The organism is Nocardiopsis sp. SBT366 (assembly GCF_001083815.1).
Lineage (GTDB): Bacteria > Actinomycetota > Actinomycetes > Streptosporangiales > Streptosporangiaceae > Nocardiopsis > Nocardiopsis prasina.
The window spans coordinates 1-22483 of record NZ_LAVM01000021.1; the positions used below are offsets into that span (position 1 = coordinate 1).

19 protein-coding genes are annotated in these 22483 nt (G+C 70.9%); 11 read left to right on the plus strand and 8 right to left on the minus strand.

What is annotated here, in order from left to right; genetic code table 11:
- Nucleotides 1-195 precede the first annotated feature (195 nt).
- Together ADX84_RS08585 and ADX84_RS08590 are read left to right on the plus strand one after the other, a co-directional pair.
- Nucleotides 196-828: a class I SAM-dependent methyltransferase gene (locus ADX84_RS08585; RefSeq protein ID WP_049570230.1), complete on the plus strand. Its 633-nt coding sequence runs from the start codon at nucleotides 196-198 to the stop codon at nucleotides 826-828.
- Between the two features lie 618 nt (nucleotides 829-1446).
- The gene (locus tag ADX84_RS08590) at nucleotides 1447-4278 is read left to right on the plus strand and encodes a transglycosylase domain-containing protein (RefSeq protein WP_156208049.1); all 2832 of its coding nucleotides are present in this window, start codon (nucleotides 1447-1449) and stop codon (nucleotides 4276-4278) included.
- 55 nt (nucleotides 4279-4333) lie between these two features.
- Here ADX84_RS08590 and ADX84_RS08595 read toward each other — a convergent pair whose 3' ends face one another.
- The 4 genes from ADX84_RS08595 to ADX84_RS08610 all read right to left on the minus strand — a co-directional run bounded on the left by ADX84_RS08595 (nucleotide 4334) and on the right by ADX84_RS08610 (nucleotide 8698).
- A complete protein-coding gene (locus tag ADX84_RS08595) occupies nucleotides 4334-5386 on the minus strand; it encodes a prenyltransferase (protein ID WP_049570236.1) in 1053 nt (350 codons plus the stop codon).
- Nucleotides 5386-6114 carry a class I SAM-dependent methyltransferase gene (locus ADX84_RS08600; protein ID WP_049570240.1) on the minus strand — a complete coding sequence of 243 codons (729 nt, stop codon included), beginning with the start codon at nucleotides 6112-6114 and terminating at the stop codon, nucleotides 5386-5388. The genes ADX84_RS08595 and ADX84_RS08600 overlap by 1 nt, the downstream gene beginning before the upstream one ends.
- Before the next feature lie 37 nt (nucleotides 6115-6151).
- Complete coding sequence (locus ADX84_RS08605; protein ID WP_049570244.1) at nucleotides 6152-7510, minus strand: glycosyltransferase family 4 protein; 1359 nt, start codon at nucleotides 7508-7510, stop codon at nucleotides 6152-6154.
- 156 nt (nucleotides 7511-7666) lie between these two features.
- Nucleotides 7667-8698: an MBL fold metallo-hydrolase gene (locus ADX84_RS08610; RefSeq protein WP_049570248.1), complete on the minus strand. Its 1032-nt coding sequence runs from the start codon at nucleotides 8696-8698 to the stop codon at nucleotides 7667-7669.
- A 366-nt stretch (nucleotides 8699-9064) separates the two neighbouring features.
- Between ADX84_RS08610 and ADX84_RS08615 the strand changes: the two genes are divergently transcribed.
- On the plus strand, nucleotides 9065-9703 hold the full coding sequence (locus ADX84_RS08615) for a TetR family transcriptional regulator (protein WP_049570251.1): 639 nt from the start codon (nucleotides 9065-9067) through the stop codon (nucleotides 9701-9703).
- Nucleotides 9704-9765: 62 nt separating this feature from the next.
- Here the strand turns inward: ADX84_RS08615 and ADX84_RS08620 are convergent, their stop codons facing one another.
- Together ADX84_RS08620 and nadA are read right to left on the minus strand one after the other, a co-directional pair.
- Nucleotides 9766-11226 (minus strand): hypothetical protein, encoded by a 1461-nt coding sequence (locus ADX84_RS08620; RefSeq protein ID WP_049570253.1) that lies wholly within the window; start codon nucleotides 11224-11226, stop codon nucleotides 9766-9768.
- A 152-nt stretch (nucleotides 11227-11378) separates the two neighbouring features.
- Nucleotides 11379-12377 (minus strand): quinolinate synthase NadA, encoded by a 999-nt coding sequence (gene nadA / locus ADX84_RS08625; protein WP_049570254.1) that lies wholly within the window; start codon nucleotides 12375-12377, stop codon nucleotides 11379-11381.
- Between the two features lie 165 nt (nucleotides 12378-12542).
- Here nadA and ADX84_RS08630 point away from each other — a divergent pair, with 165 nt between their 5' ends.
- From ADX84_RS08630 to ADX84_RS08655, 6 genes are all read left to right on the plus strand, one after another.
- Entirely contained in the window at nucleotides 12543-13274 is a 732-nt protein-coding gene (locus tag ADX84_RS08630) for an NUDIX domain-containing protein (protein WP_234003883.1), read from the plus strand.
- 73 nt (nucleotides 13275-13347) lie between these two features.
- The gene (locus tag ADX84_RS08635) at nucleotides 13348-14019 is read left to right on the plus strand and encodes an HAD family hydrolase (protein WP_234003884.1); all 672 of its coding nucleotides are present in this window, start codon (nucleotides 13348-13350) and stop codon (nucleotides 14017-14019) included.
- 243 nt (nucleotides 14020-14262) lie between these two features.
- Nucleotides 14263-15378, plus strand: a complete 1116-nt coding sequence (locus ADX84_RS08640; protein WP_049570263.1) for an ATP-binding cassette domain-containing protein — start codon at nucleotides 14263-14265, stop codon at nucleotides 15376-15378.
- Nucleotides 15375-16202: an ABC transporter permease gene (locus ADX84_RS08645; RefSeq protein WP_049570265.1), complete on the plus strand. Its 828-nt coding sequence runs from the start codon at nucleotides 15375-15377 to the stop codon at nucleotides 16200-16202. Before ADX84_RS08640 ends, ADX84_RS08645 begins: the two co-directional genes overlap by 4 nt.
- Nucleotides 16203-16204: 2 nt before the next feature.
- Nucleotides 16205-16885, plus strand: coding sequence for an ABC transporter permease (locus tag ADX84_RS08650; protein WP_049570268.1), 681 nt, complete (start codon nucleotides 16205-16207; stop codon nucleotides 16883-16885).
- A gap of 58 nt (nucleotides 16886-16943) precedes the next feature.
- Nucleotides 16944-17843, plus strand: coding sequence for an ABC transporter substrate-binding protein (locus ADX84_RS08655; protein WP_049570270.1), 900 nt, complete (start codon nucleotides 16944-16946; stop codon nucleotides 17841-17843).
- Between the two features lie 74 nt (nucleotides 17844-17917).
- Here ADX84_RS08655 and ADX84_RS08660 read toward each other — a convergent pair whose 3' ends face one another.
- Together ADX84_RS08660 and ADX84_RS08665 are read right to left on the minus strand one after the other, a co-directional pair.
- A complete protein-coding gene (locus ADX84_RS08660) occupies nucleotides 17918-18415 on the minus strand; it encodes a flavin reductase family protein (protein ID WP_234003885.1) in 498 nt (165 codons plus the stop codon).
- Nucleotides 18412-20136, minus strand: a complete 1725-nt coding sequence (locus tag ADX84_RS08665) for a S49 family peptidase (protein WP_049570273.1) — start codon at nucleotides 20134-20136, stop codon at nucleotides 18412-18414. Before ADX84_RS08665 ends, ADX84_RS08660 begins: the two co-directional genes overlap by 4 nt.
- 121 nt (nucleotides 20137-20257) lie before the next feature.
- Between ADX84_RS08665 and ADX84_RS08670 the strand changes: the two genes are divergently transcribed.
- Nucleotides 20258-20938, plus strand: a complete 681-nt coding sequence (locus ADX84_RS08670) for a hypothetical protein (RefSeq protein ID WP_049570277.1) — start codon at nucleotides 20258-20260, stop codon at nucleotides 20936-20938.
- 186 nt (nucleotides 20939-21124) lie between these two features.
- The gene (locus ADX84_RS08675) at nucleotides 21125-22468 is read left to right on the plus strand and encodes a pitrilysin family protein (protein WP_049570413.1); all 1344 of its coding nucleotides are present in this window, start codon (nucleotides 21125-21127) and stop codon (nucleotides 22466-22468) included.
- Nucleotides 22469-22483: the final 15 nt, after the last annotated feature.

Below are 22483 nucleotides of genomic sequence, written 5' to 3' on the forward strand. Positions count from 1 at the left end.
CCCTGTTGTGGGGTGGGAGAGTAGGTCGCTGCCACGGTTTTTCTTGATAGGGGAGGGGAAGGGCTTGTCCTTTGGGGCGGGTTCTTTCCCTTCTTTTTTGTTGGGGTTGTTTGTGCGTTTGTGAACGCCTTTCTCAGGGTCGTTTCCCCATGGGGTGCTGGCGGGCCGGACCTCCTGCGATGGGAGGATTTCCGTATGACGAACACAATCCCCGCGGACCTGCTGGCGGCCGCTGAGGCGGCGAACGGATTCATGCCCACTGACGAGGGGATGGCTCTCTTCGAGACGGCCCTGGAGTACGCGGACCGCGGACCCGTCGTGGAGATCGGCACCTACTGCGGCAAGTCCACCGTGTTCCTCGGTGCCGCCGCGCGCGTGGGCGGGGCCAGGGTCATCACCGTCGACCACCACCGGGGGTCCGAGGAGCACCAGGAGGGCTGGGAGTACCACGACAGCTCCCTGATCGACCCGGTCACCGGGAAGTTCGACACCCTGCCGCACTTTCGGCGCACGATCACCCAGGCGGGTCTGGACGACGAGGTCATCGCGATCACGGGGGCCTCAGTCGACGTCGCGGCGGTCTGGGGCACTGAGCTGGGCATGCTGTTCATCGACGGCGGACACAGCGAGAGGGCGGCCCAGAACGACTACGAGGGCTGGTCGCCGCACGTCGCCCAGGGCGGGGCGCTGGTCATCCACGACGTCTTCCCGAACCCGGAGGACGGCGGCCGGCCGCCGTACAACGTCTACTGCCGCGCGCTGGACTCCGGGAAGTTCAGGGAGGTGCGCGTGGTGGGATCCATGCGGATCCTGGAGCGCGTTTCCTGAAGCGATTCGGGGGCGGGCGCGGCATTCGTGACGGGGGCTCTGGTGAATCGAATGCGTACGCTCAGTGATTGTCCCTGAGTGTGGCAATATTGGTCCAGTATTGTGAGTGAGCCAACACCCGGACATGGACACGCCTTCGGAGGGTAAGCCTTCGGTAAGAAGTGACCGTGCGGTTACGGATTCGGCCTTGACACGGTTACGTGCGGGTATCGTGGCTTTGAGAGTGGAGCGATGGTGGTGATTTTCCCCGAAATACCGCTTCAGCCCTGAATCGACTGAACCGATCAGGGGCACTCGCGCGTCAAACACCAGGACGGCACGGTGCCGGACGTGATTTGCCTTGGGGGCGGGGAGCTGAGCAAGAGCACACACGGCGATGGCGGGACGGACGGACAGCGTCCCGAATCGAACACGCCGGAGACGAAAGAGACCTCTGCTGAGGAGCTGTCCACTCAAACGACCCCCCAGGGTGATGATCTATCCACCAGCGGTGAGGATCAATCCGTGGGGGAGGCATCGGAGTCGGCTGGCGAGGCCAACGGCCAACCCGAGCCGGAGTTCGTCCCGGGGGCCATCGCTTTCAAGACGAGCGGCACGTTCCTGCGTGACCGCGTTGCCATGACACTGGCCGAGCAGGGCTTCGAGTCCGAGGGGTCTGATTCGACCGGGACGGGTGACGACTCGGAGAGGGCGAAGCCGGAGGCCTCCGAAGTGGACTCCGACGACGGACCCGCCGACGACGCATCCGCCGCCGGTGCGGAGGACGAGGCCGACCGGGTTGTCACCGCAGACCGGACCGCCGGGGAGTCCGCGAGCGCGGCCACCGGGCAAGCCGATCTGGAGGAGGCCCGAACCGAACAGATCCCGGTCCTTGGAGCCGAGGAGACCGAGGACGCGGCCGAACCCGCGGCGGCCCCCGCCGTCACCGGCTCCGGACCCTCCTCGGAGCCGGAGAAGGTGACCGAGCCCGAGCCCGACCCCGGGACCGACGCCGCGAAGGATTCCGACGACGGCGCTCGGACCGAGGCCATGCCCGCACCCGCGGCTGGCGCGGTGGCCTTCGCTGGCGCTGCGCCGGAGCCGGACGACGCGGAACACGGAGCCGGGAGCGGATCGGCCGAGGGCACCGACACCGGTGCCACGGCGCAGACCGCGGCCATGTGGCCGACGCCCCGACGGTTGTCGGACTACGTGTCGGACAGGCCAACGCCGGAGGGGCCCAACGGCCCCGCCGAGGGCGGAGTGACCGGGGCGGCGGCCTCGGGCGGAGCCGGTACCCCCGGGGGGCCGGGAGGGCCCGGTGGGCCCACCGACAGCGCAGGGGGGCCGGGTGAGGGTTCCGGGAAGAACAGGAAGAAGGCGAAGAAGCCGCTCTGGCTGCGCCTCCTGCTGGCCTTCCTCGCCGTCACCGGCCTGGGCGTCGTCCTGGCCTGCGGTGTCTTCACGTTCTTCTACGTGACCGTCGAGGTTCCGGACGCGGCCAAGGCCGACGCGGTGGAGCAGGGCTCCACCTTCTACTTCGCGGACGGCGAGACCGAGTTCGCCTACCGGGGCACTGACCGCGAGGTCATCAGCTACGACGAGATGACGGCCGGCGGTGACCACGTGGTCGAGGCGGTCATCTCCGCCGAGGACCGTGGTTTTTGGACCGAGCCCGGTGTCTCGCTCAGCGGCACCATGCGCGCGGTGTGGTCCACCATCACCGGCGAGCAGGTGCAGGGCGGTTCGACCGTCACCCAGCAGATGGTGCGCAACTACTACGAGGGCGTCTCCTTCGAGCAGACCGTGTCCCGCAAGATCCAGGAGATCATCATCTCCATCAAGGTGGATCAGAGCGAGGACAAGGAGTGGGTGATGGAGCAGTACCTCAACACCATCTACTTCGGTCGCATGTCCTACGGCGTCCAGGCGGCTTCGCAGGCGTACTACCACAAGGACGTCGACGAGCTCACCGCTGAGGAGGCCGCCTTCCTGTCCGCCGCCATCCAGCAGCCGACCCGGTTCGGCCAGGCGGACGTGGAGACCACGCCCGACATGGAGAACCGCTGGCAGTACGTGGTCAACGGGATGGTCACCACCGGGGCGATCACCCAGGCCGAGGCGGACGCCATGGAGTTCCCGGCACCCGAGCCGGAAAAGAGCACGGAGGACCTCAGCGGCTACCGGGGGTACATGCTCCAGGAGGCCATGAGCGAGCTGACGGACCTCGGCTACACCGAGGACCACATCAACCGCCAGGGCTTCAGGATCGTCACGACCTTCGACAAGGACATGATGGACGCCGCCTACGAGTCGGTGGAGGAGATGGTCGACCCGGACAGCCTTCCCGAGGGCGTCAACATCGCGCTGACCACCATCGACCCGGAGACCGGCGAGGTCCTGGCCTTCTACGGCGGCCACGACTACCACCTGAACCAGTACGACAGCTCGTTCCTGGGGGCCGCCCAGGCGGGGTCGGCGTTCAAGCCGTACGTGCTGGCGACGGCGTTGGAGCAGGGCTACGGCCTGAACTCCACGGTGGACGGCCGCGGGCCGAGGGAGATCCAGGGTTCCCGTGTGCAGAACGCGGGAGACGCGCCCGGTGGCGTCATGACGCTCACCCAGGCCACCACGGTGTCCAACAACCTGGGCTTCGTGGAGCTAGCCCAGGAGGTCGGCTTCGACAACATCAGGCAGACCGCCTACGACGTGGGCCTGCCCGACGGGAGCATCGACGACAACCAGCTCGTCCCGGTCATGCCGCTGGGCGCCACGAGCGTTCGCTCGGTGGACCAGGCCAGCGGTTACGCGACCTTCGCCAACGGTGGCGTGCACATGGAGGCGCACGTCGTCAAGGAGATCGTCAACCAGGACGGTGACAACGAGCGGCCCGAGATCGAGGGCAAGAGGGCCCTTGAGGCATCGACCGCGGCCGACGTCACCTACGCCCTGGAGCAGGCGGTCAGCTCCGGCACGGGTACCGCCGCGCAGCTGTGGGACCACCCGGTCGCGGGCAAGACCGGCACCACCAACGGCAGCGTGGCGGCCTGGTTCGTCGGGTACACGCCGCAGCTGTCCACGGCGGTCGGGGTCTACAGCGGCAACAACGAGAGCTTCCAGGTCCCGGGGTACAACATCTCCGGCGGCGGTCTGCCCGCCCAGATGTGGGAGTCGTACATGAACCGCGCCATGGAGGGCTACGAGCCCGCCTCGTTCCCGGGCCCCGAGTTCGGTGGAACCACGGAGAACTGGGCCCCGGACCCGGCGACCCAGGAGCCGCAGCAGCCCGAGGCGCCGCAGAACGACCAGCCGGAGACGCCGGAGGGGGAGCCGCCGCCCCCCGAGGAGCCGGTCGACCCGGGGCCGGACATCCCGGAGGACCCGACCTTCCCGGAGAACCCCGAGTGGCCGGGTGACCCGGAGGATCCGGGTATCCCGGAAACGCCGCCAGGCCGGGGCGAGGAAGGCTGACGAACGAGCGAAGGAGGGCCCCTCGGGGCCCTCCTCGTGTGTTCGGGGTCGGAGTTCAGGCCCCGGTGTGCAGGAACACCCGGGAGCCGGGGGTGGCGCGGGTGAGCGCGTCCACCGCCAGGATGATCGCCGCCGAGGTCCACGTGCTGCGCTCCACCGGCCAGCGCACCTGTTCGGCGAACTGGTATCCGGTCCAGTAGACGCCGTCGTCCGCGTCGCGCAGGTGCTGCACGTCCCGCAGGACGCGTACCGCGGTCTCCGTCTCTCCCATGGCGGCCAGCGCCATGACCAGCTCCGAGGACTCCGCCGCGGTCACCCAGGGCTGGTCGCTCACACAGCGCACTCCCAGTCCGGGCATGACGAAGGTGTCCCAGCGCTCGGCGATCCGCTCCTTGGCGGCCTCGTCGCGCAGCACACCGCCGAGGATCGGGTAGAACCAGTCCATCGAGAAGCGGGAGCGGTCCGAGAACAGCCCCTCGTCCTCGGTGATGAGTTCGGCCAGACGGTCGGCCGCCTTGGACCAGTCGGGTCGTTCGCGGCCCAGCCGCGCGCCCAGCTCGGTCCCGCAGCGCAGGGCGTGGTGCACGCTCGCGCACACGGTGAGCAGCGCGTGGTCGCCCGGGGATCCGTCCTCGGAGCGGGCCCACAGGATCTCGCCCTGCTCGCCGCGCAGGGCCAGCACGAACTGCAGGCCGCTCTCCACCACGGGCCACATCCGCTCGGCGAAGTCGACGTCGCCGGTGGTCAGGAGGTGGTGGAGGAGCCCCACGGCCGGGTAGGCGGCGTGGTTGGCCTCGCGCAGCGCCGTCACGGGCCGCCCCTGGCGGTACTTGGCGTACCAGCCGCCGTCGGGGTGGCGGCTCCCGTCCAGCCACAGGTAGGCGCGGCGGGCCGCCTCGGCGTGCTCGGGGACGAGCACGCCGGTGACGGTCAGCGCCATGGCGCACTCCACGTGGTCCCACACGTCGGCGTGGCCGCCCGGGAACCACGGGATCACCCCGTCGCGCTCCTGGGAGCGCACGAGGTAGTCCGCGGACCGGTACAGCTGTTCGGCGCTGAGGACCCCGGGCAGGTGGAGGGCGCCGGGGTCGGACGGTGCGGGTGCCATCAGGCGGCCGCGTCGGTGTGCGGCTTGCGCACGTACACGATGACGCTCTTGCCGATGACGGGGTTGAGGAGCCGCTCGGCCACCCGGGTGACCTTGGGGGCCTGGAGCATGTCCCAGACCAGGAGGTCGTGGTAGGCCTTGGCGGCCGGGTGGTCGTTGTTGTCGGTGCCCACGGCGCACTTGATCCACCAGTACGGGGCGTGCAGGGCGTGCGCGTGGTGGTGCGGGCCGATCACGAACCCGGTGGCCTTGAGCTTGGCCTCCAGCTCGGCGCGGGTGTAGATGCGGATGTGGCCGCCCTCGTTGGTGTGGTACTCCTCCGAGAGGGCCCAGCAGATGCGTTCGGGCAGGAAGCTGGGCACGGTGACGGCGGCGATGCCGCCGGGCCTGAGGACCCGGTACAGCTCCTTCATGGCGGCGGTGTCGTGCGGCAGGTGCTCGAAGATCTCGGCGGCCACGACGCGGTCGAAGCTGTCGTCGTCGAAGGGCATGTCGAGGGCGTCACCCTTGACCGTCTCGGCCTTGGCGGAGGCCGGGGCCTCCCCCTCGTGGGCCATGGCCGCGAACATGGTCTCGACGTCGGCGAGGTCGCTCACGTTCTGGTCGAAGGCGACCACGTCGGCACCGCGTCGGTAGATCTCGAAGGCGTGGCGGCCGCCGCCGCAGCCGAGGTCGAGGACGCGCTGGCCGGGGCCGACGGGGAACAGGTTGAAGTCGACGGTGATCAGTGGAGGCTCCCTAGGGACGGTGCTGCGGGTCGTGGGATCAGGCGCCGTTCGCGCGGGCCCGCACGGGTGCGGGCCGGGTGTCGTCGTCTCCGGTACCGGCGCTGGTCCCCTTGACGGCGTCGATGGTGGTGGCGTAGCGCTGGGCGGTGAGTTCGGCCACGGCCTTCCAGGTGAAGCGCTCCTGGACCCGGCGCCAGGCGGCGGCGCCCATGCGCTCGCGCTCGGCGTCGTCGTCGAACAGGGAGGCGAGTTCGGCGGCCAGCAGTTCGGGGTCGCCCGGGGGGATGAGGCGCCCGGCGTCGCCGTCGGTGCCGACCACCTCGGGCAGGGCGCCCGCGTGGCTGGCGACGAGGGGTGTGCCGCAGGCCATGGCCTCCACGGCGGGCAGGGAGAAGCCCTCGTAGAAGGAGGGGACGACCGCGATCTGGGCGCTGGAGACGAGTTCGCCCAGCTGCTCGTCGTCGATGCCGCTGACGAACTCCACGCGGTCGCGCAGGCCGAGTTCGTCGACGAGCTGGTCGGTGGGGCCGCCGGGTTTGGGCTTGCTGACGATCCTCAGGGTGATGTCGCGTTCGGTGGCGAGCTTGGCGGCGGCGCGCAGGAGCACGCTGACCCCCTTGAGGGGGCTGTCGGCGCTGGCGGTGCACACGATGCGGCCGGGGACGCGTTCCACCTCGGGGCGGGGGTGGAAGTAGCGGGTGTCCACGCCGAGCGGGGTGACCTCCATGGTGGCGGGGTCGACGCCGAACTCGCGGGCGATGTCGTCGGCGGAGGACTGGGAGGGGACCAGGATCGGGTCGAGGCGGCGGGCCACCCGCGCCTGCATCCTGACGAATCCGTACCAGCGGCGCTTGGAGAGCTTCTGGAGGCCGCGGGCCTCCTCGATCTCGATCCGGCGGTCCACGCTGATGGGGTGGTGGATCGTGGTGACCAGGGGGAGTCCCGCTGACCTGATGCCGAGCAGACCCCACCCGAGGGTCTGGTTGTCGTGCACGACGTCGAACTCGTCGAGGCGGCGGCGGAGTTCGCGGTTGGCGCGCAGGGAGTAGGTGAGGGGCTCCGGGAACCCGGCGGTCCACATGGTGGCGACCTCCAGGACGTCGATCCAGTCGCGCCACTCGCGCACGGGCGGGGCGACGAAGGGGTTTGCGTCGTTGTAGAGGTCGAGGGAGGGGATCTTCTCCAGGGTGACGCCCTCGTCGAGGACGGGGTAGGGCTGTCCGGAGAAGACGGTGACCTCGTGACCGAGCGCGGCCAGTTCGCGTGACAGGTGGCGGACGTAGACTCCCTGCCCGCCCACGTGCTGTTTGCTGCGGTACGACAGGAGGGCGACGCGCAGGGGGCGTTCGCCGGAGGGCCGTGGGGTCGGTCCCGTGCTGGTGCCCGACTGGGTCAAGAGTCCACCTCTTCGTTGGATCGCGTGCCCGGTCGCCGCCGTTGGTGCCCCGGTACTGGCCGGAGCCGCTGGTGGGCGGCTGCTGGGATGCTGCGCGCCCCCATATGTTACTCGCGAGTTCACTCGGGGTCGGCGCCGGGCATCAGGTACAGGGGATCATATTCGGGGCGTCGTCCCCGGGGTGACGTTGGCCCAGCGGGGTCGGTGTGGCGTGCCCTCGCGAACGACGCGGCCGCGCTCCTCCAACAGGCGAAGGTGTGCGGCGGTCTCGGAGGCGGCCATGTGCCGGGCCAGTGGTCTCATGTCCGCCCAGGGGCGCCGCCACTCCAGGCGTGAGGTGAGTTCCCACAGGGTGGTGGGTCCCTGCTGCACCAGGCGAACCATGAGGTCCAGGCGCTCCTCGTGGTGGTCGACGATCTCCTTCGCGCGCTCGCGCAGTCCGGAGAAGCGCCTCTCGTGTGAGGGAAGACATAGGAGACGCTCGGCCCCGGGCAGGCCGCCGATCCGGGCCTGGGAGGCGAGGAAGTCGCCGAGCGGGTCGCCCTCGGCGGAGTCCAGGGGGAACTGGCCCACGTGCGGGGTGATGCGTGGCAGGACGTGGTCGCCGGTGAACAGGAGTTCGCGTCCGGCGAGGTGGAGGCACAGGTGCCCTGGCGTGTGGCCGGGGGTCCACACGGCGCGCAGGTCCAGGCCGGGGACGTCGACGCGCTGGCCGTCGTCGAGGGCGGTGTCGGGGAGCGCGGGCGGTCGGAAGACGGTGGGCGAGGCGCGGAAGGCCTCGACGTCCTGGTCGGGGAAGCCCGCTCGGGCCATCTGTTCGATGACGGAGGCGGCACGCTGGTCGTCGGTGCGCTCCTCCTGGCGGCGCAGGACCTCGGCGTCGGCGGGGTGCATGGCGATCCAGGCGTCCGAGGCCGCGCGCAGGCGTCCGGTGAGTCCGGAGTGGTCGGCGTGGAAGTGGGTGACGACGGCGCCACGGACCTCGTCCACCCGGTGCCCTGCCTGGTGGAGGCCCTTGACCAGGGCGTCCCAGGAGTCGTCGTGGTCCCAGCCGGTGTCGACGAGGACGGGGCCGACGGGGGAGTCGAGGGCGTAGACGTAGGTGAACCCGATGGGGTTGTGGGGGACCGGAACGGGGATGCTCCACAACCCCTCGCCCAGGTCCTCTACTGGGGGAACCTCACGCATCCCTGGCCGACCTCTCCACTGGAAACCGAATCGGGTTCGATTCTAGGGAAGGGTCCTTCGAGCCGTGCGGGGGTGGGTACCTCCGGGGCTCGGACGCGGCCCGCCGCATTTCGGACCGACAAAATAGAACATATTCTACAAAGGTCGGAGTGTCGTCCCGAAAGTTCCGGCCAAGTTCTCGTATTGCCTCTGTCACGTCGGGCGATGAGGCGAGGATCATGGGTTCCAGGCGCTGTGATCAAGGGAATTCGTTGGATAACGTGTTCTCGTGAGCCGGGTCGCCGGGCGCGGGTCCACCGGGCTCGGCCGACCCTCGGCCGTCGCACCTCGGCGACGCGCGGACCGATGACGAATGGGAGAGACCCTGTGGCGGTGCAGGCACCGATCGGAACGATGACACGGAGTCAGACCCAGCGTCGTCGGCGCATCGTCCAGACCGCGGCCGCCCTGGCGGTGCGCGGTGGCGTGGAGGCCATGCAGATGCGTTCGGTCGCCGAACGCGCGGGTGTCGCCTTGGGCACGCTCTACCGTTACTTCCCCTCCAAGATGGACCTGGTCGTGGCCGTGGTCACCGAGGAGCTCGACCTCCTGGAGGGCGGCATCGTCCGCCGTCCGCCCACCGCAGACAGCCCCTCCGGCCGGGCGGTCGACGTCCTGCTGCGCGCCACGCGCGGTCTCATGCGCGAGCCGGAACTGGCCGACGCCCTGGTGCGGTCCCTGATCATGGCCGAGGTCAAGATCGAGCTGGACGTGCGCATCAGCGACCTCGTGTGGAGGGTGGCCACCGGCAACCTCGAGGGCGCCGACACCACCGACGAGGCCGGCGAGGACGCGGCGGAGGCCGGTACCGACGTGGACCGCGACAGCACCGGGTACGTCCTGGTCGGCGCGCTCACCAGCGTGTGGATCTTCGAGCTGGTGGAGATCCTCAAGGGACGCCGCGACGTCGACGAGGTCGAGAGGCGTCTCCAGGCCGCCGCCGAACGCCTGCTCTCCTCCTTCTGACGGCTCCGGCTCCCCACGGCTCCCGCCAGGGGGCGTCCGCCTCGTAGCGCCGTCCCGGTCGGCTACTCGGCCGGTTCGTCCACCTCGCTCTGCCCGCTCCCGAACAACAGTCCCAGCAGGCCTCCGAGCAGGCCGGGGGAGCCGTTCCCGGGAGACCCGCCGCCGCCTCCGGGCGGCTCCTCCTCGTCCTCACCCTGGCCGGGGTCGGGCTGCTCCGCCGGGGGCTCGGGTGCGCCCGGACCCTCACCTGGGGCCTCCGGTCCGTTGCCGCCGTGCTCCTCCCGGGGCTGGCCCCCGTCGTCGCCCTCGTCGTCGCCCTCGTCGCGTGGCCCGTTCGGGCTGCCGCTGGGGCCGTCGCTCCTCGGTGTGTCCGTCCCGGGGGCCTCGGTACTCGTCTCCCCGGCGGCGGTGGCCGAGGTCGGCTCGGTCCCCGGCTTGCCGTCGGAGGCGGTGGAGACCGCCTCCACCTCGGACAGGCCCGGACGCTGCCCCGGCAGGGCCGGGCCGGAGTCGATCATGGTGGTGGGGCCGCCGACCGAACTGGCCCACCACCACAGCCCCAACGCGACCACGACCGTGGCCAGTCCGGAGACCGCGGGCAGCGGCCAGCGCCTGCGGCCGGTGTCGGTGATCTCGCCGTGCGGGTCGTGGTCGGGGGAGGGCAGCGGTGAACGCGCGTCGTCGCGCACGGGGTGGTCCGCGGTCATCACTCGGTCGCCGGGCAGGGCCCGGGGGAGCGGGACCTCGACGGGGCCGGCGTCCTCGCCCGCTTCGACCACCGGGTCGCCGGGCGGGCGCGAGCGGTGGACCGGGTAGCCGTCCGCGGTGAGCGGTTGCATGGCGGCGGCGATCCGGGCGCGTTCCTCGGCCGCGTCGGGTGAGGTACAGGTACGCACGACCCGGTCGCGCAGACCGGGCGGCGCCCCGGGCGGGCGCAGCAGGGCCAGCGCGGAGGAGACCTGGTGCACCTGGGTGCGCCAGTTGCCGCTGGGGGTGTCCTCGTCGGGTTCGGGCGCGGGAAGGTCCTCCAGTCCCTCCGCCGCTCGGCGGATCGCGGAGCGGGAGAGCTCGCCGCAGATCCTCGGTTCCAGTCCCAGCACCCGGGAGACGGCCGAGGTGGACAGCGCGTGGCGCAGGTTCAGCTCGACGAGTTCCCGGTGGCTGGCGGGCAGGCGGGAGAACATCCGCGCGACCGGTGCCTCGGCGGGCACGGTGGCCAGGCGCGTGTAGGGGCAGGTGTGCGCGAATCCGCGCCGCTGACAGGCGGCGCGGACGAGCGCGAAGAGCCAGGGGCCCCGGTCGGCGGGGTCCGCGAGTCTGGACCCCAGTTCGACCCCGGCTACGAGGGCCTCGTGTACGGCGTCGGTGACGGGGTCCTCGTCGGGCCGGTCAACGCGCTCGCTGTACTGGTCGGGGTCGCCCAGCAGGGACCACGCGTACCGGAAGAGCGGCTGCGCGAACGCGTCGTGCAGCCCCTCGACGGTGTCGGTCGTCGGTACGCCTGTTTCGTTACCTCTGGTCACGATTCTCCCCCCACTCCTGAGGTGACGCTAGCGAGGGGAGGCGTCTGGTGTGGGCGAATGGATCAGCTGTGGCTGGAAGGTGAGACTTCTGTTACCGTCCATGCGCCTGCGGCGTCACTCGCCACGCGCCGCCGACCTCGCCCACGTGCCCCCTACTCGCCGCCCCGGGAGGGTTGGCCGATGGAGACCATGCGCTCCACCGAGCGACGGGCCCGCTCGGCGGTCCCGGGGTCCACGTGGATCTCGGTGGTGCCGTGGCGGAGCGAGTTCAGCAGCTTGTCCGCGTCGATCATCTTCATGTAGTGGCACTCGGCGCGGGAGTTGACCGCCTCGAACTCCGTGGTGGAGTTGGCGTTGCGCAGCTGGTGCAGCATGCCGGTCTCGGTGGCGATGAGCACCTTCTTGGCGGTGGTGTTCTCGGCGGCGCTCAGCATCCCGCCGGTGGAGAGGACCTTGACGCGCTCCTCCGGGACCGCGCCGCTGCCCACGAGGTAGAGCGCGGAGGTCGCGCAGCCGCACTCGGGGTGGACGTACACCTCGGCGTCGGGCTCGGACGCGACCCGTTCGCGCAGGGTGTGGCCGTCGATTCCGGCGTGCACGTGGCACTCGCCCATCCAGATGTGGATGTTCTCGCGGCCGGTGACCCGCTTGACGTGGGCGCCCAGGAACTGGTCCGGGAGGAAGAGGATCTCCTTGTCCTCCGGGATGGACCGGATGACGTCGGCCGCGTTGGAGGAGGTGCAGCAGATGTCGGTCTCGGCCTTGACCGCCGCCGTGGTGTTGACGTAGGCGACCACGACCGCGCCGGGGTGCTGGGCCTTCCAGGCGCGCACGTCCTCCGCGGTGATGGTGTCGGCCAGCGAGCACCCCGCGTTGGGATCGGGCAGCAGGATGGTCTTCTCCGGTGCGAGGATCTTGGCCGTCTCGGCCATGAAGTGCACACCGCAGAAGACGATGGTGCTGGCGTCCACGCTCGCGGCCAGCCGGGAGAGAGCCAGGGAGTCGCCGGTGTGATGGGCGACGTCCTGGATTTCCGGGCGCTGGTAGTTGTGCGCGAGGATGACAGCGTCGCGCTCCTCTGCCAGGCGGCGGACCTCGGAGGCCCACTCCTGCCTGGTCATGGTGTCCGCCGTCGCGGTGACCGATGCCATGTCCTACTACTTCCTTGAGGCTGTGGGCACGCCGTGCGGGCGCCGTGCCAGGGGAGATGAGTGCGCCGACCAAGTTTTTGTCTGCCAGGCACAAACCTGGTGAAGCTTAACATGGCGTGGAACGGAAGGGACAGGGTGGATATCCCGGAAGCAAACGGACAGGCCATGGTGGCCGCAGCGGGCCCGACCGCGACGGCCGACCCCGAACGGGGGGGAGGGGCCGCGGTGCTGTCCGCGCACGAGGCGATCGCGGTCGTCCTCCAGATCCGCGCGGGCGAGCTGTGCGTCCTGTTGTGGCGGCGGGCCCTGCCGCCCTGCGAGGGCGAGTGGGCGCTGCCCGGCGGGCGACTCGGTGCCGACGAGAGCCTTGGCGCCTCGATCCGCCGTCAGCTCGCGCAGAAGGTCGACGTCCGCGACCTCAGCCACATGGAACAGCTGGAGACCCGCAGCGACCCCGACCGCGACCCCCAGCGCCGCACCCTGGCCACCGCGTACCTGGGGCTGGTCCCGGCGCACATCGACCCGGTGGTTCCGGCGGACACCGACTGGCACCCCGCCGCCGACCTGCCCCCGATGGCCTTCGACCACGCCTCCATCGTCCTCTCGGGCCGCCGCCGACTGCGCTCCAAGCTCAGCTACACCAACCTGGGGTTCGCCCTGGCACCGCCGGAGTTCACGATGTCGGAGCTGTCGGCCCACTACCGGGCCGCCCTCGGGCACGACGTGGCCGCCACCAACCTGCGCCGGGTCCTGCTGCGGCGCGGACAGATCGAGGAGACGGGTCGTTCGGTGCCCTCCGGCCGCTCTGGCGGCCGACCCGCCGCGCTCTTCCGCTTCCGGGCGCGCGAACTGGAGGTCACCGACGCCTTCGCCGTGCTGCGCCCTCCCGGCACCTGAGCCCCGTGCGTCGCGGGCCCGGGCCGCTCCGGTCCGGGTCCGCGCCGGTACAGGCCTTGTACACTCCCTAACCGTGGCAATTCGTACTGTGGTGTTCGACGTCGGCGAGACACTCATCGACGAGACGCGGATCTTCGCGCGCTGGGCGGACCGGTTCGCGATCCCGCACATGGCGTTCTTCGGCACCATCGGCGCGGTGATCGCCTCCGGCGGCACGCTCACCGACGGCTTCCGGCTGCTCGTGCCCGGGTTCGACCTGGAGGCCGAGAGCGCCCGCTGGCGCGCCGAGGACCCCGAGGGCGCCCGCGAGCACTTCGACGAGCGCGACCTCTACCCCGACGTGCGCCCCGCCTTCAAGGCCATGAACGAGGCCGGGCTGTCCCTGGTGATCGCGGGAAACCAGCCGCCCGAGGCCGGACCGGCCCTGGACGCCATGGGCCTGGGAGTCGACGGCATCGGCATCTCCGACGTGTGGGGCACGCAGAAGCCCGAGCCCGAGTTCTTCGACCGCGTCCTGGAGCTGGCCGACCGCGTCCGCCCGGGTGTCACGGCGGGGGAGATCCTCTATGTCGGCGATCGCGTCGACAACGACGTCCTCCCCGCCCGCCGCGCGGGAATGCGCACCGCCCTGCTGCGCCGGGGCATCTACGGGTACCGTCACGCGGCCACCCCCGACGCCGAACGGGCCGACGTGGTGGTCGACGACCTCCACCAGCTCTCCGACTGGATCTCCGACCAGGGCTGAGCCCGACCGGAATGTGACGTCCGCCGGGTCATACTCATGTTCGAACGCGGGTGGCGTGTCGTCTGTCCCACCACCTCCTGGCCTCGGGTACCCTTCCCGGCACGCCCAGGGACCGACCGGGGTCGCGGTCCGGTCACGGTGCCCGATTCAACCCGTTTGATCCCCAGGCCCAGGGGAAGGCTGCGTACCTGCGCGGCTCCCCGCGGTAACACCAACCGGCCCCCGAACGGAGACGACCCCGCGATGATCACATTCGAGGGCGCCGCCAAGACCTATCCAGACGGCACCGTCGCCGTCGCCAGCCTGGACCTGACCGTGGAGTCCGGCGGGACCACGGTCTTCGTCGGGCCCTCCGGCAGCGGCAAGACGACCTCCCTGCGGATGATCAACCGCATGGTCGAGCCCACCGCCGGAACCATCCGCGTCGACGGCGCGGACATCCGCGAACAGGACCCGGCCCAGCTGCGCCGCTCCATCGGCTACGTCATCCAGCAGGCGGGACTCTTCCCGCACCGCACGGTCCTGGACAACATCGCCACGGTGCCGCTGCTCCTGGGATGGCGGCGCAGCAAGGCGCGCGCACGAGCCGCCGAGCTCATGGAACTGGTCGGCCTCGAACCCGCCCAGGCCAAGCGCTACCCGCACCAGCTCTCCGGCGGCCAGCAGCAGAGGGTCGGCGTCGCCCGCGCCCTCGCCGCCGACCCGCCGATCCTGCTCATGGACGAGCCGTTCAGCGCCGTCGACCCGGTCGTGCGCACCAGCCTCCAGGACGAGCTGATCCGCCTCCAGCAGGAACTGAACAAGACGATCGTGTTCGTCACCCACGACATCGACGAGGCCGTGCGCCTCGGCGACCGCATCGCGGTCTTTCGCCCCGGCGGCGAACTCGCGCAGTACGACTCCCCGAAGCGCCTGCTGGCCGATCCCGTGGACGCGTTCGTCGAGTCGTTCATCGGCTACGACCGGGGCGTGCGACGCCTCTCGTTCTTCCCCGCCAGCGGACTCTCCCTGCGTGAGGACGTCGTCTTCGACGACGAGGACCGGGTCGAGCGGGCCAAGGACGTCGTCGCCGGGGACGCCGAACCCTGGGCCCTCGTGGTGGACCCCGACCGGATGCCCCGAGGGTGGGTCAGCGCGGCGCAGCTCGACCGGGCCCCCACCGGGGTGCCGCTCGGCTCACTGGACCTGGCGCCCTACGGCCACACCTTCGACGTGGCGGTCGACTCCCTGCGCGCCGCCCTGGACGCCGCCGTGCTCTCACCCGCGGGCCGCGCCGTCGGCGTGGACGACGAGGGCCGGGTCGTCGGCGTGGTCTCCCAGGACGACCTCGGCTCCGCGATCTGGTCGGTGTCCGAGTGATCGCCGCCGACGGCGGGAACTGGGCCGTGGGGGCCTGGGAGTGGGCGGTGCGGGTCACCGACTGGGGCGTGGCCAACTGGAGCTACCCGGGCGAGCCCAACCGGGGGATCTGGCCCCGGCTCCTGGAGCACATGCGCCTGGCCTACCTGTCCATCCTCATCGGGCTGGCCGTCGCCGTGCCGCTGGGGCTGGCGTGCGCGCGCTGGCGCGGTGTCTACCCGCCCGTGCTCACCGGCGTGAACGTGCTCTACGCGGTGCCGTCCATCGCCCTGTTCTTCCTCATGCTCCCCTACACCGGGTTCAGTGACTGGACCGCGATCATCCCGCTGTCCCTGTACACCCTGGTGATCCTGCTGCCCAACGTCGTGGACGGGCTGCGCCAGGTCCCCGACCACGTACGCCAGGCGGCCGTGGCGATCGGCTACAGCCCGCTCCGGCGCCTCGTGACCGTGGAGATGCCGGTGGCGGTGCCGGTGATCATCGCCGGGCTGCGCGTGGCCTCGGTGGCCACCATCAGCATGGTCAGCGTCGCCTCCCTGGTGGGCCTCGGCGGGTTGGGCCAGCTCATCCTCAGCGACGGGTTCCGCCGCCAGTTCGACGCGCCCATCGTGGTCGGCATCGTGCTGGTGGTCCTGCTGGCCTTCGTCACCGACGCCCTGCTGGTGATCGCCCAGTACCTGCTCACCCCCTGGACGCGCGGCAACGCGGGGCCGGGCGGCGGACGACGCGCACGAGCGCGCCGCGGGGCCACCGCGCCCAGCGGCGCACCCGCCGCCCCGAACGCCGCGCCCGCGAACCCGAGCCCAGCCACGGCGGGGGAGTAACCATGGACATCCTGAACGAACTCGTGGCGTGGTTCAGCGACCCCGCGCAGTGGAGCGGCTCGGCGGGCATCCCGGCCCGGCTGGGCGAACACGTCTACTACTCGCTGCTGGGCCTGCTGATCTCCGCCGTCATCGCGGTGCCGATCGGCCTGTTCACCGGACACACCGGTGTGGGCGGCTTCCTCACCGCGAGCCTGGCCAACTTCGCCCGCGCCCTGCCCACCATCGGCGTGCTCTTCCTGATCGTGCTGGCCGCCGGGATCGGACTGGTGCCCGTCATCGCCGCGCTGGTGGCGCTGGCCGTCCCGCCCATCCTCGTCAACACCCACGAGGGGGTCCGGGGCGTGGAACCCCGGCTCCGGGACGCCGCCCTGGGAATGGGCATGCGCGGCCGCGAGGTCCTGTTCAAACTCGAACTCCCGGTGGCCACGCCGCTCATCCTCATCGGGATGCGCACCGCCGCCGTCCAGGTGGTGGCCACGGCCACCATCGCCGCCTACGTGGGAGTGGGCGGCCTGGGACGCTACATCGTCGACGGCCAGGCCCGACAGGACCTGACGATGATGCTGGGCGGCTCCCTGCTCGTGGTGGCGCTGGCCGTGGCCACCACGCTCCTGTTCGCCGGGCTGCGACGGGTCCTCGTCGCTCCCGGACTGCGTGCCGAATCCGCGGTGGCGCGCTGACCGGGCGGTCTTCGGGCACCGCCTGTCAAGTAGGACTCCCCAGAGAGAAGGTTCGGACATGCACAAGAAGCTCGCCCTCATCGGGCTTCCCCTGGTGTTGCTCCTCAGCGCGTGCGGTGGCAGCGACCCCTTCGAGGAGGAAGGCGGCGGAGGCGCCGAGTCGGGCTCGGTCGTCATCGGCTCCGCCGACTTCCCCGAGAGCACCCTGCTCGCCGAACTGTACGGCCGGGCCATGGCGGCCGAGGGCGTCGACGTCGAGTACCAGCTCAACATCGGCAGCCGCGAGGTGTACTACTCGCAGATCGAGTCGGGCAACCTCTCGGTCTTCCCCGAGTACAACGGGGCGACCCTGGCCTACCTCGACGACGACGCGCCCAGCGCCGACGCCGAGGAGACCAACGCCCTGGTCGTGGAGGCCCTGCCGGAGGGGTTGGAGATCCTGGACTCCTCCAGCGCGGAGAACAAGGACTCGATCACCGTCACCAGAGAGGTGGCCGAGGAGCACGACCTTGCCAGCCTCACCGACCTGGCGGACGTGGCCGACGAGCTGGTGCTGGGCGGGCCGCCCGAGTTCGAGACGCGCCACCAGGGCGTGGTGGGGCTGGAGTCGGTCTACGGGATCGAGTTCGCCGAGTTCCGCTCGCTGGAGGTCGCGCTGCTGACCAAGGCGCTCCAGGACGGTGACATCCAGGCGGCCAACCTCTTCACGACCGATCCGCAGATCGAGGTGGAGGACCTGGTGGTCCTGGAGGACCCGGAGAACCTCTTCGGCTCGCAGAACATCACGCCGCTCATCAACGCCGAGCAGGTCGACGACACCGCGAGGGACGCCCTCAACTCGGTCTCCGCGGCGCTGACCACGGAGGAGCTCACCCAGCTCAACGAGCGCGTCGTGGTCGGTAACGAGAACGCCGCCGACGTCGCCCAGGAGTGGCTGGAGGAGCAGGGCCTGGTCTGACCCCGCCCGCTGACACAAGGGGGCCCCGGAACCGTCGCCCGGTTCCGGGGCCCCTCGTGCGTCCGTCGATCCGCTCAGCCCAGGGCGTGGTAGCGACCGTCCCAGCGGACCATCGCCGGACCGCGCCGACGCTCGCCCACCTCGGGCAGGCCCACCACGTCGGCGAAGAACACCACGTGGTCGCCGACCTCCACGCGTTGACGCACCGAACACTCCATCGCGGCCAGCGCGTCATCCAACACGATCGCCCCGGTGTGCGCGCCCCGGTGGTGTGCCAGCCCCGACACCAGGTGCCGGGCACTCGGGCGGCCCTCGGCGGCGAACCGCCCCGCCACCGCGCGCTGGTCGGCGGCGAGCACGCTCACCGCGAACGCGCCCACCTCCCCCACCACCTCGGCCACGTAGCCCTCCCCGGCCACGCTCAACATCACCACCGGGGGGTCCGTGGAGATCGACACCAGGGCGCTCACCGTCGCCCCGATGTCGTCGCGGCCGTCCGCGATGGTCACCACGGTCACACCGGTCGGCAGCAGCGCCATCGCCTCCAGGTAGGCGCCGCTCGGAACGCTCAACGGATCTCCCACGAGCCGGACATGCTCAGCGGGCCGGAGGCGGGCAGCCCCAGCCGGGCCGCCAGGTGCTCCAGCGGGCCCCAGGCGCTCAGCACCGTCTGCGGTTCCGCGGAGGCCACGTCCTCGCTGGACTCGTGCTGGCGGAGTCGGTCCAGCGGGTGCGACCGCGGGAAGACGCGCACCGGAAGCGCCCCGGCCCCGACCTTGGCGCGGGCCAGACGCACCGCCGTCTCCACGCCGCCCAACTCGTCGACCAGGCCGTTCTCCAGAGCGTCCGCCCCGGTCCAGATCCGGCCCTTGGCGACCGCGTGGATCTCGTCCCAGGTACGGCCCCGAGCGGCGGCGGCCTTGGCCACGAAGTCCTCGTAGATGGAGTCCAGGAGCGTGTTGATCCGCTCCCACTCGGAGTCGCTGAACCCCGTCAGGGTGTCGAACATGCCCGCGTGCGGCCCCTCGCTCACGGAGTCGGAGGTGATCCCGAAGCGCTCCCGGAGCGCGCCCATGACCGGCTTGCCGATCAGCACGCCGATGGACCCGGTGATGGTGGCGGGCTGGGCCACGATCGCGTCCGATCCCATGGCGACGTAGTAGCCGCCCGACCCGGCGACGTCGCCCATGGTCGTGACGACCGGCTTGCCCGCCTCCCGGGTCAGCTGGCTCTCGCGGCGGATCAGGTCCGAGGCGATGGCCGAACCGCCGGGGCTGTCCACCCGGAACACCACGGCCCGGACCCGGGGGTCCTGGCGGGCGGCGCGGAAGGCGGCGCAGACGGTGTCCGAACCCATCACGGTGCCGCCCAGCGGTGAACGGCGGCTCTTACCCAGGTTGATGCCGCCGTTGGCGGAGATCAGGGCGATGTGGTCCCCGTTGTCGGCGAACCGGGGCCGGGGCGGCGGGACGTGCCTGCGGTGGTACCGGGTGACGAACTGGAGGGTGGGTTCGGGGGAGCCCTCGGCCCTGGCCCGCACCTCGGCGTTGAGCTCGGAGTACACCTCGTCGCGGTAGGCGAGCTGGTCGACGAGCCCGGCGTCCAGCGCCTCCTGGCCCAGGATCGGCGCGGTGGCCACGAGCTCCCGGACACGATCCTCGGAGAGCCCGCGGCTCTCGGCGACCGCGGCGACGATCTGGTCGTTCATCGACTCCACGAGCCGCCCCGCCGCCTCACGGTGGGCGTCGGTGTACCCCGTCTGCGTGTACGGGTTGATCGCGTTCTTGTACTCGTGGCGCGCCCCGGCCTCGAACGTGACGTCGAGCTTGTCCAGGGCGCCCTTGAGGAACGTGGTGCGCGACATCAGGCCGCTCAGCCCCACCAGGCCGGTGGGGGAGAGGACCACCCGGGAGAAGGCGGTGGCCAGGTAGTAGGGCAGGTTGCCGTCCCCGGCCTCCCCGAAGGTGTCCGCCCAGGCCACGGCGGGCTTGCCGGTGGCGCGGAAGTCGGCCACGGTGTCGCGCAGCTCCTGGATCCTGGCGATCCCCAGCGAGCGGGCGTCCACCCGCACGACCAGACCGCCCACCTCCGGGTCCCGGGCACCTCTGCGGATGCCCTCCAGCACCTCCAGGTAGTGCTGCTTGCGCCTGTTCATGATCTGGCTGAGGGGATCGCCCGGCGCCTCGTCGGCGACACCCTCCGTGAGGTCCAGTTCCAGGACCAACGGTCCCCGGGGTCGGGCCCCGAACCGGTTGAGGGACAAGGGCTCAGTGATCTTCGCGAGGTCCACCATGGACCCAGAGTAGTAGGGGAGGTGGTCCGGCGCGGAGGGTGTGTCGGGGGCGCTATGGTCGACTGTGCTCCGATCTGTCGGACACGAGTTCGGGGACCGTATGAGAAGGGCGGAACGCACAATGGCGGGCACGACGGACCTGGTTCGGGACCGGCTGAGGGGCGGTCGTGTCGCCGCGGTCGCGGCGACTGCCCTGCTGGCGCTCACCGCCTGCGGTTCCGAGGACGCCCCCGGCGAGCTCGAACTGCAGCGCGGCGAGAGCGGCATGATGCCCGCGATCGAGCCGCCCGGCCCGGAGGGGTTCGAGAACGCCGACGTGTTGGGCGTACGGATCGACACCCCCGACGAGTGGGACGTCCAGAACGACGGCTCCGAGCTGTGCATGACCCCTCCCGGCCAGAGCTCCTGTGCCTACGGTTCGATCCAGCTCGTTCCCAAGCAGGCCGACAAGCACCCGCAGAGCTGGCCGAAGAAGGACGAGTCCTTCAACGACGACGACGGCTGGGCGGACGACACCGGCAGCTGCCGCAGCCTCAACACGGCCGCCTCGGGCAACATCGGTGTGGCCGACGCCAGCCTGGAGACCGGGGCCGGAAGCGTCTTCGAGCACGCCGACGGCCGCAAGTCCCACTACTCCATCTGGTCCGTCACCTGCGACAACGACGACACCTTCGAGGTTCGTATGTGGTTCCTTCCGGAGAGCGACGTCCTCCTCTACGTGTGGTCCGTGGACGCCCAGTACAGCGCCGTCTACGACGAGATCGCCGAGTCGATGGACACCACGGAGTACCGGAACGGGTAGCCGCTTCCGCTCCGTGGCCGTGGCCGCGGCGACCGGTCGGGTCCACGGCCGGGGGCCGGGCGGCGGCCGGGTTTCGCACCTGTGGATTACTCCAACCGAGTGTTCCCGAAGGGCCCTGAGGACATAGGGTCGTGTTCGGTGAAGCAGTCAACGGAACTTGATGGGGTGCATGCGCTGGTGACCACCATGGGAACGGCGGGACGGGTCGAGCAGTACACGCTGGACAACGGACTGCGTCTGGTGACGGCTCCGGCCTCCACCGGGCAGGTCGCCTCGGTCAACCTCTGGTACGGGGTCGGGTCGAGGCACGAGGTGACCGGCCGCACCGGGTTCGCGCACCTGTTCGAGCACCTGATGTTCCAGGGCAGCGGGAACGTCACCAAGGGCGAGCACTTCGACGTGGTCGAGCGGCTGGGCGGCGACATCAACGCCTCCACCTCCACCGACCGCACCAACTACTACGAGACGGTCCCCACCCACGCCCTGGACACCGTCCTGTGGCTGGAGGCCGACCGCCTGGCGACCCTGCGCGAGGGCATGACCCAGGAGGTCCTGGACAACCAGCGCGACGTCGTCAAGAACGAGCGCCGCCAGCGCTACGACAACCAGCCCTACGGCACGGCCCTGGAGCGCATCCTGCGCCTGGCCTACCCCGAGGGCCACCCGTACCACCACTCCACGATCGGCTCCATGGCGGACCTGGACGACGCCGACCTGGACTACGTCAAGTCCTTCCACAAGGCGCACTACGGCCCCGACAACTGCGTGCTGACCATCGTCAGCGACCTGGAGTCCGAGGACGTCCTGGCCAGGGTCGAGAAGTTCTTCGGCGGTATCCCCGCCCGCGAGGACCTCCCCGAGACCCCCGACCCGGCACTGCGCGCGCCCCTGGGCGGCCCCGTGCGGGACGCCGTGACCGAGACCGTCCCGGCCGCCGGGGTGTTCATCGGCTTCCGCGTCCCCTCCTACGGCGAGCGCGGACACGACGCCGCCCAGCTGGCAGCGGCCGTCCTCGGACAGGGCCAGGGCAGCCGCCTGTACCGGTCGCTGGTCGTGGACCGGCCCATCGCCGCCGACGACGGCGGGGGCTCCGCCGACATCCTGCCCTTCCGTTACACCGACAGCCTCCTGCTGGTGAACATGCTGGCCCGCGAGGGCGTGCAGGGCGACGTCCTGGAGCAGGCCATCCGCGAGGAGGTCGCCAAGCTCGCCAACGGCGTCACCGACGAGGAGCTCGACCGGGCCCGCGCCGTCCTGGAACGCGAGCACCTGCACTCCATCGCCAGCCCCTCCGGCCTGGCCGACAGCATCGGCAGCTGCACCCAGCTGTTCGGCGACCCCGAACTCGCCTTCACCTGGCCCGAGCGCTGGGCGGACATCACCGCCGAGGAGGTCCGCGCCGCCGCCGCGAACCTGCTCGTCGACGACAACATGCTGGTCGTCCGGTTCGACCCCGAGCCCGAGACCGCCGCCGAGACGCTCCAGGCGGAAGCCGAGGCCGACGCCGCGGCCCAAGCCCAGCAGGCGTAACCGCCCCGTTCCCGC

Coding starts and splice junctions, on each gene's coding strand:
- ADX84_RS08650 (WP_049570268.1), top strand. CDS start 16,205: ATGGACATCCTGAACGAACTCGTGGCGTGGTTCAGCGACCCCGCGCAG.
- ADX84_RS08640 (WP_049570263.1), top strand. CDS start 14,263: ATGATCACATTCGAGGGCGCCGCCAAGACCTATCCAGACGGCACCGTC.
- nadA (WP_049570254.1), bottom strand. CDS start 12,377: ATGGCATCGGTCACCGCGACGGCGGACACCATGACCAGGCAGGAGTGG.
- ADX84_RS08595 (WP_049570236.1), bottom strand. CDS start 5,386: ATGGCACCCGCACCGTCCGACCCCGGCGCCCTCCACCTGCCCGGGGTC.
- ADX84_RS08670 (WP_049570277.1), top strand. CDS start 20,258: ATGGCGGGCACGACGGACCTGGTTCGGGACCGGCTGAGGGGCGGTCGT.
- ADX84_RS08630 (WP_234003883.1), top strand. CDS start 12,543: ATGGTGGCCGCAGCGGGCCCGACCGCGACGGCCGACCCCGAACGGGGG.
- ADX84_RS08665 (WP_049570273.1), bottom strand. CDS start 20,136: ATGGTGGACCTCGCGAAGATCACTGAGCCCTTGTCCCTCAACCGGTTC.
- ADX84_RS08590 (WP_156208049.1), top strand. CDS start 1,447: ATGACACTGGCCGAGCAGGGCTTCGAGTCCGAGGGGTCTGATTCGACC.
- ADX84_RS08585 (WP_049570230.1), top strand. CDS start 196: ATGACGAACACAATCCCCGCGGACCTGCTGGCGGCCGCTGAGGCGGCG.
- ADX84_RS08675 (WP_049570413.1), top strand. CDS start 21,125: ATGGGAACGGCGGGACGGGTCGAGCAGTACACGCTGGACAACGGACTG.
- ADX84_RS08655 (WP_049570270.1), top strand. CDS start 16,944: ATGCACAAGAAGCTCGCCCTCATCGGGCTTCCCCTGGTGTTGCTCCTC.
- ADX84_RS08610 (WP_049570248.1), bottom strand. CDS start 8,698: ATGCGTGAGGTTCCCCCAGTAGAGGACCTGGGCGAGGGGTTGTGGAGC.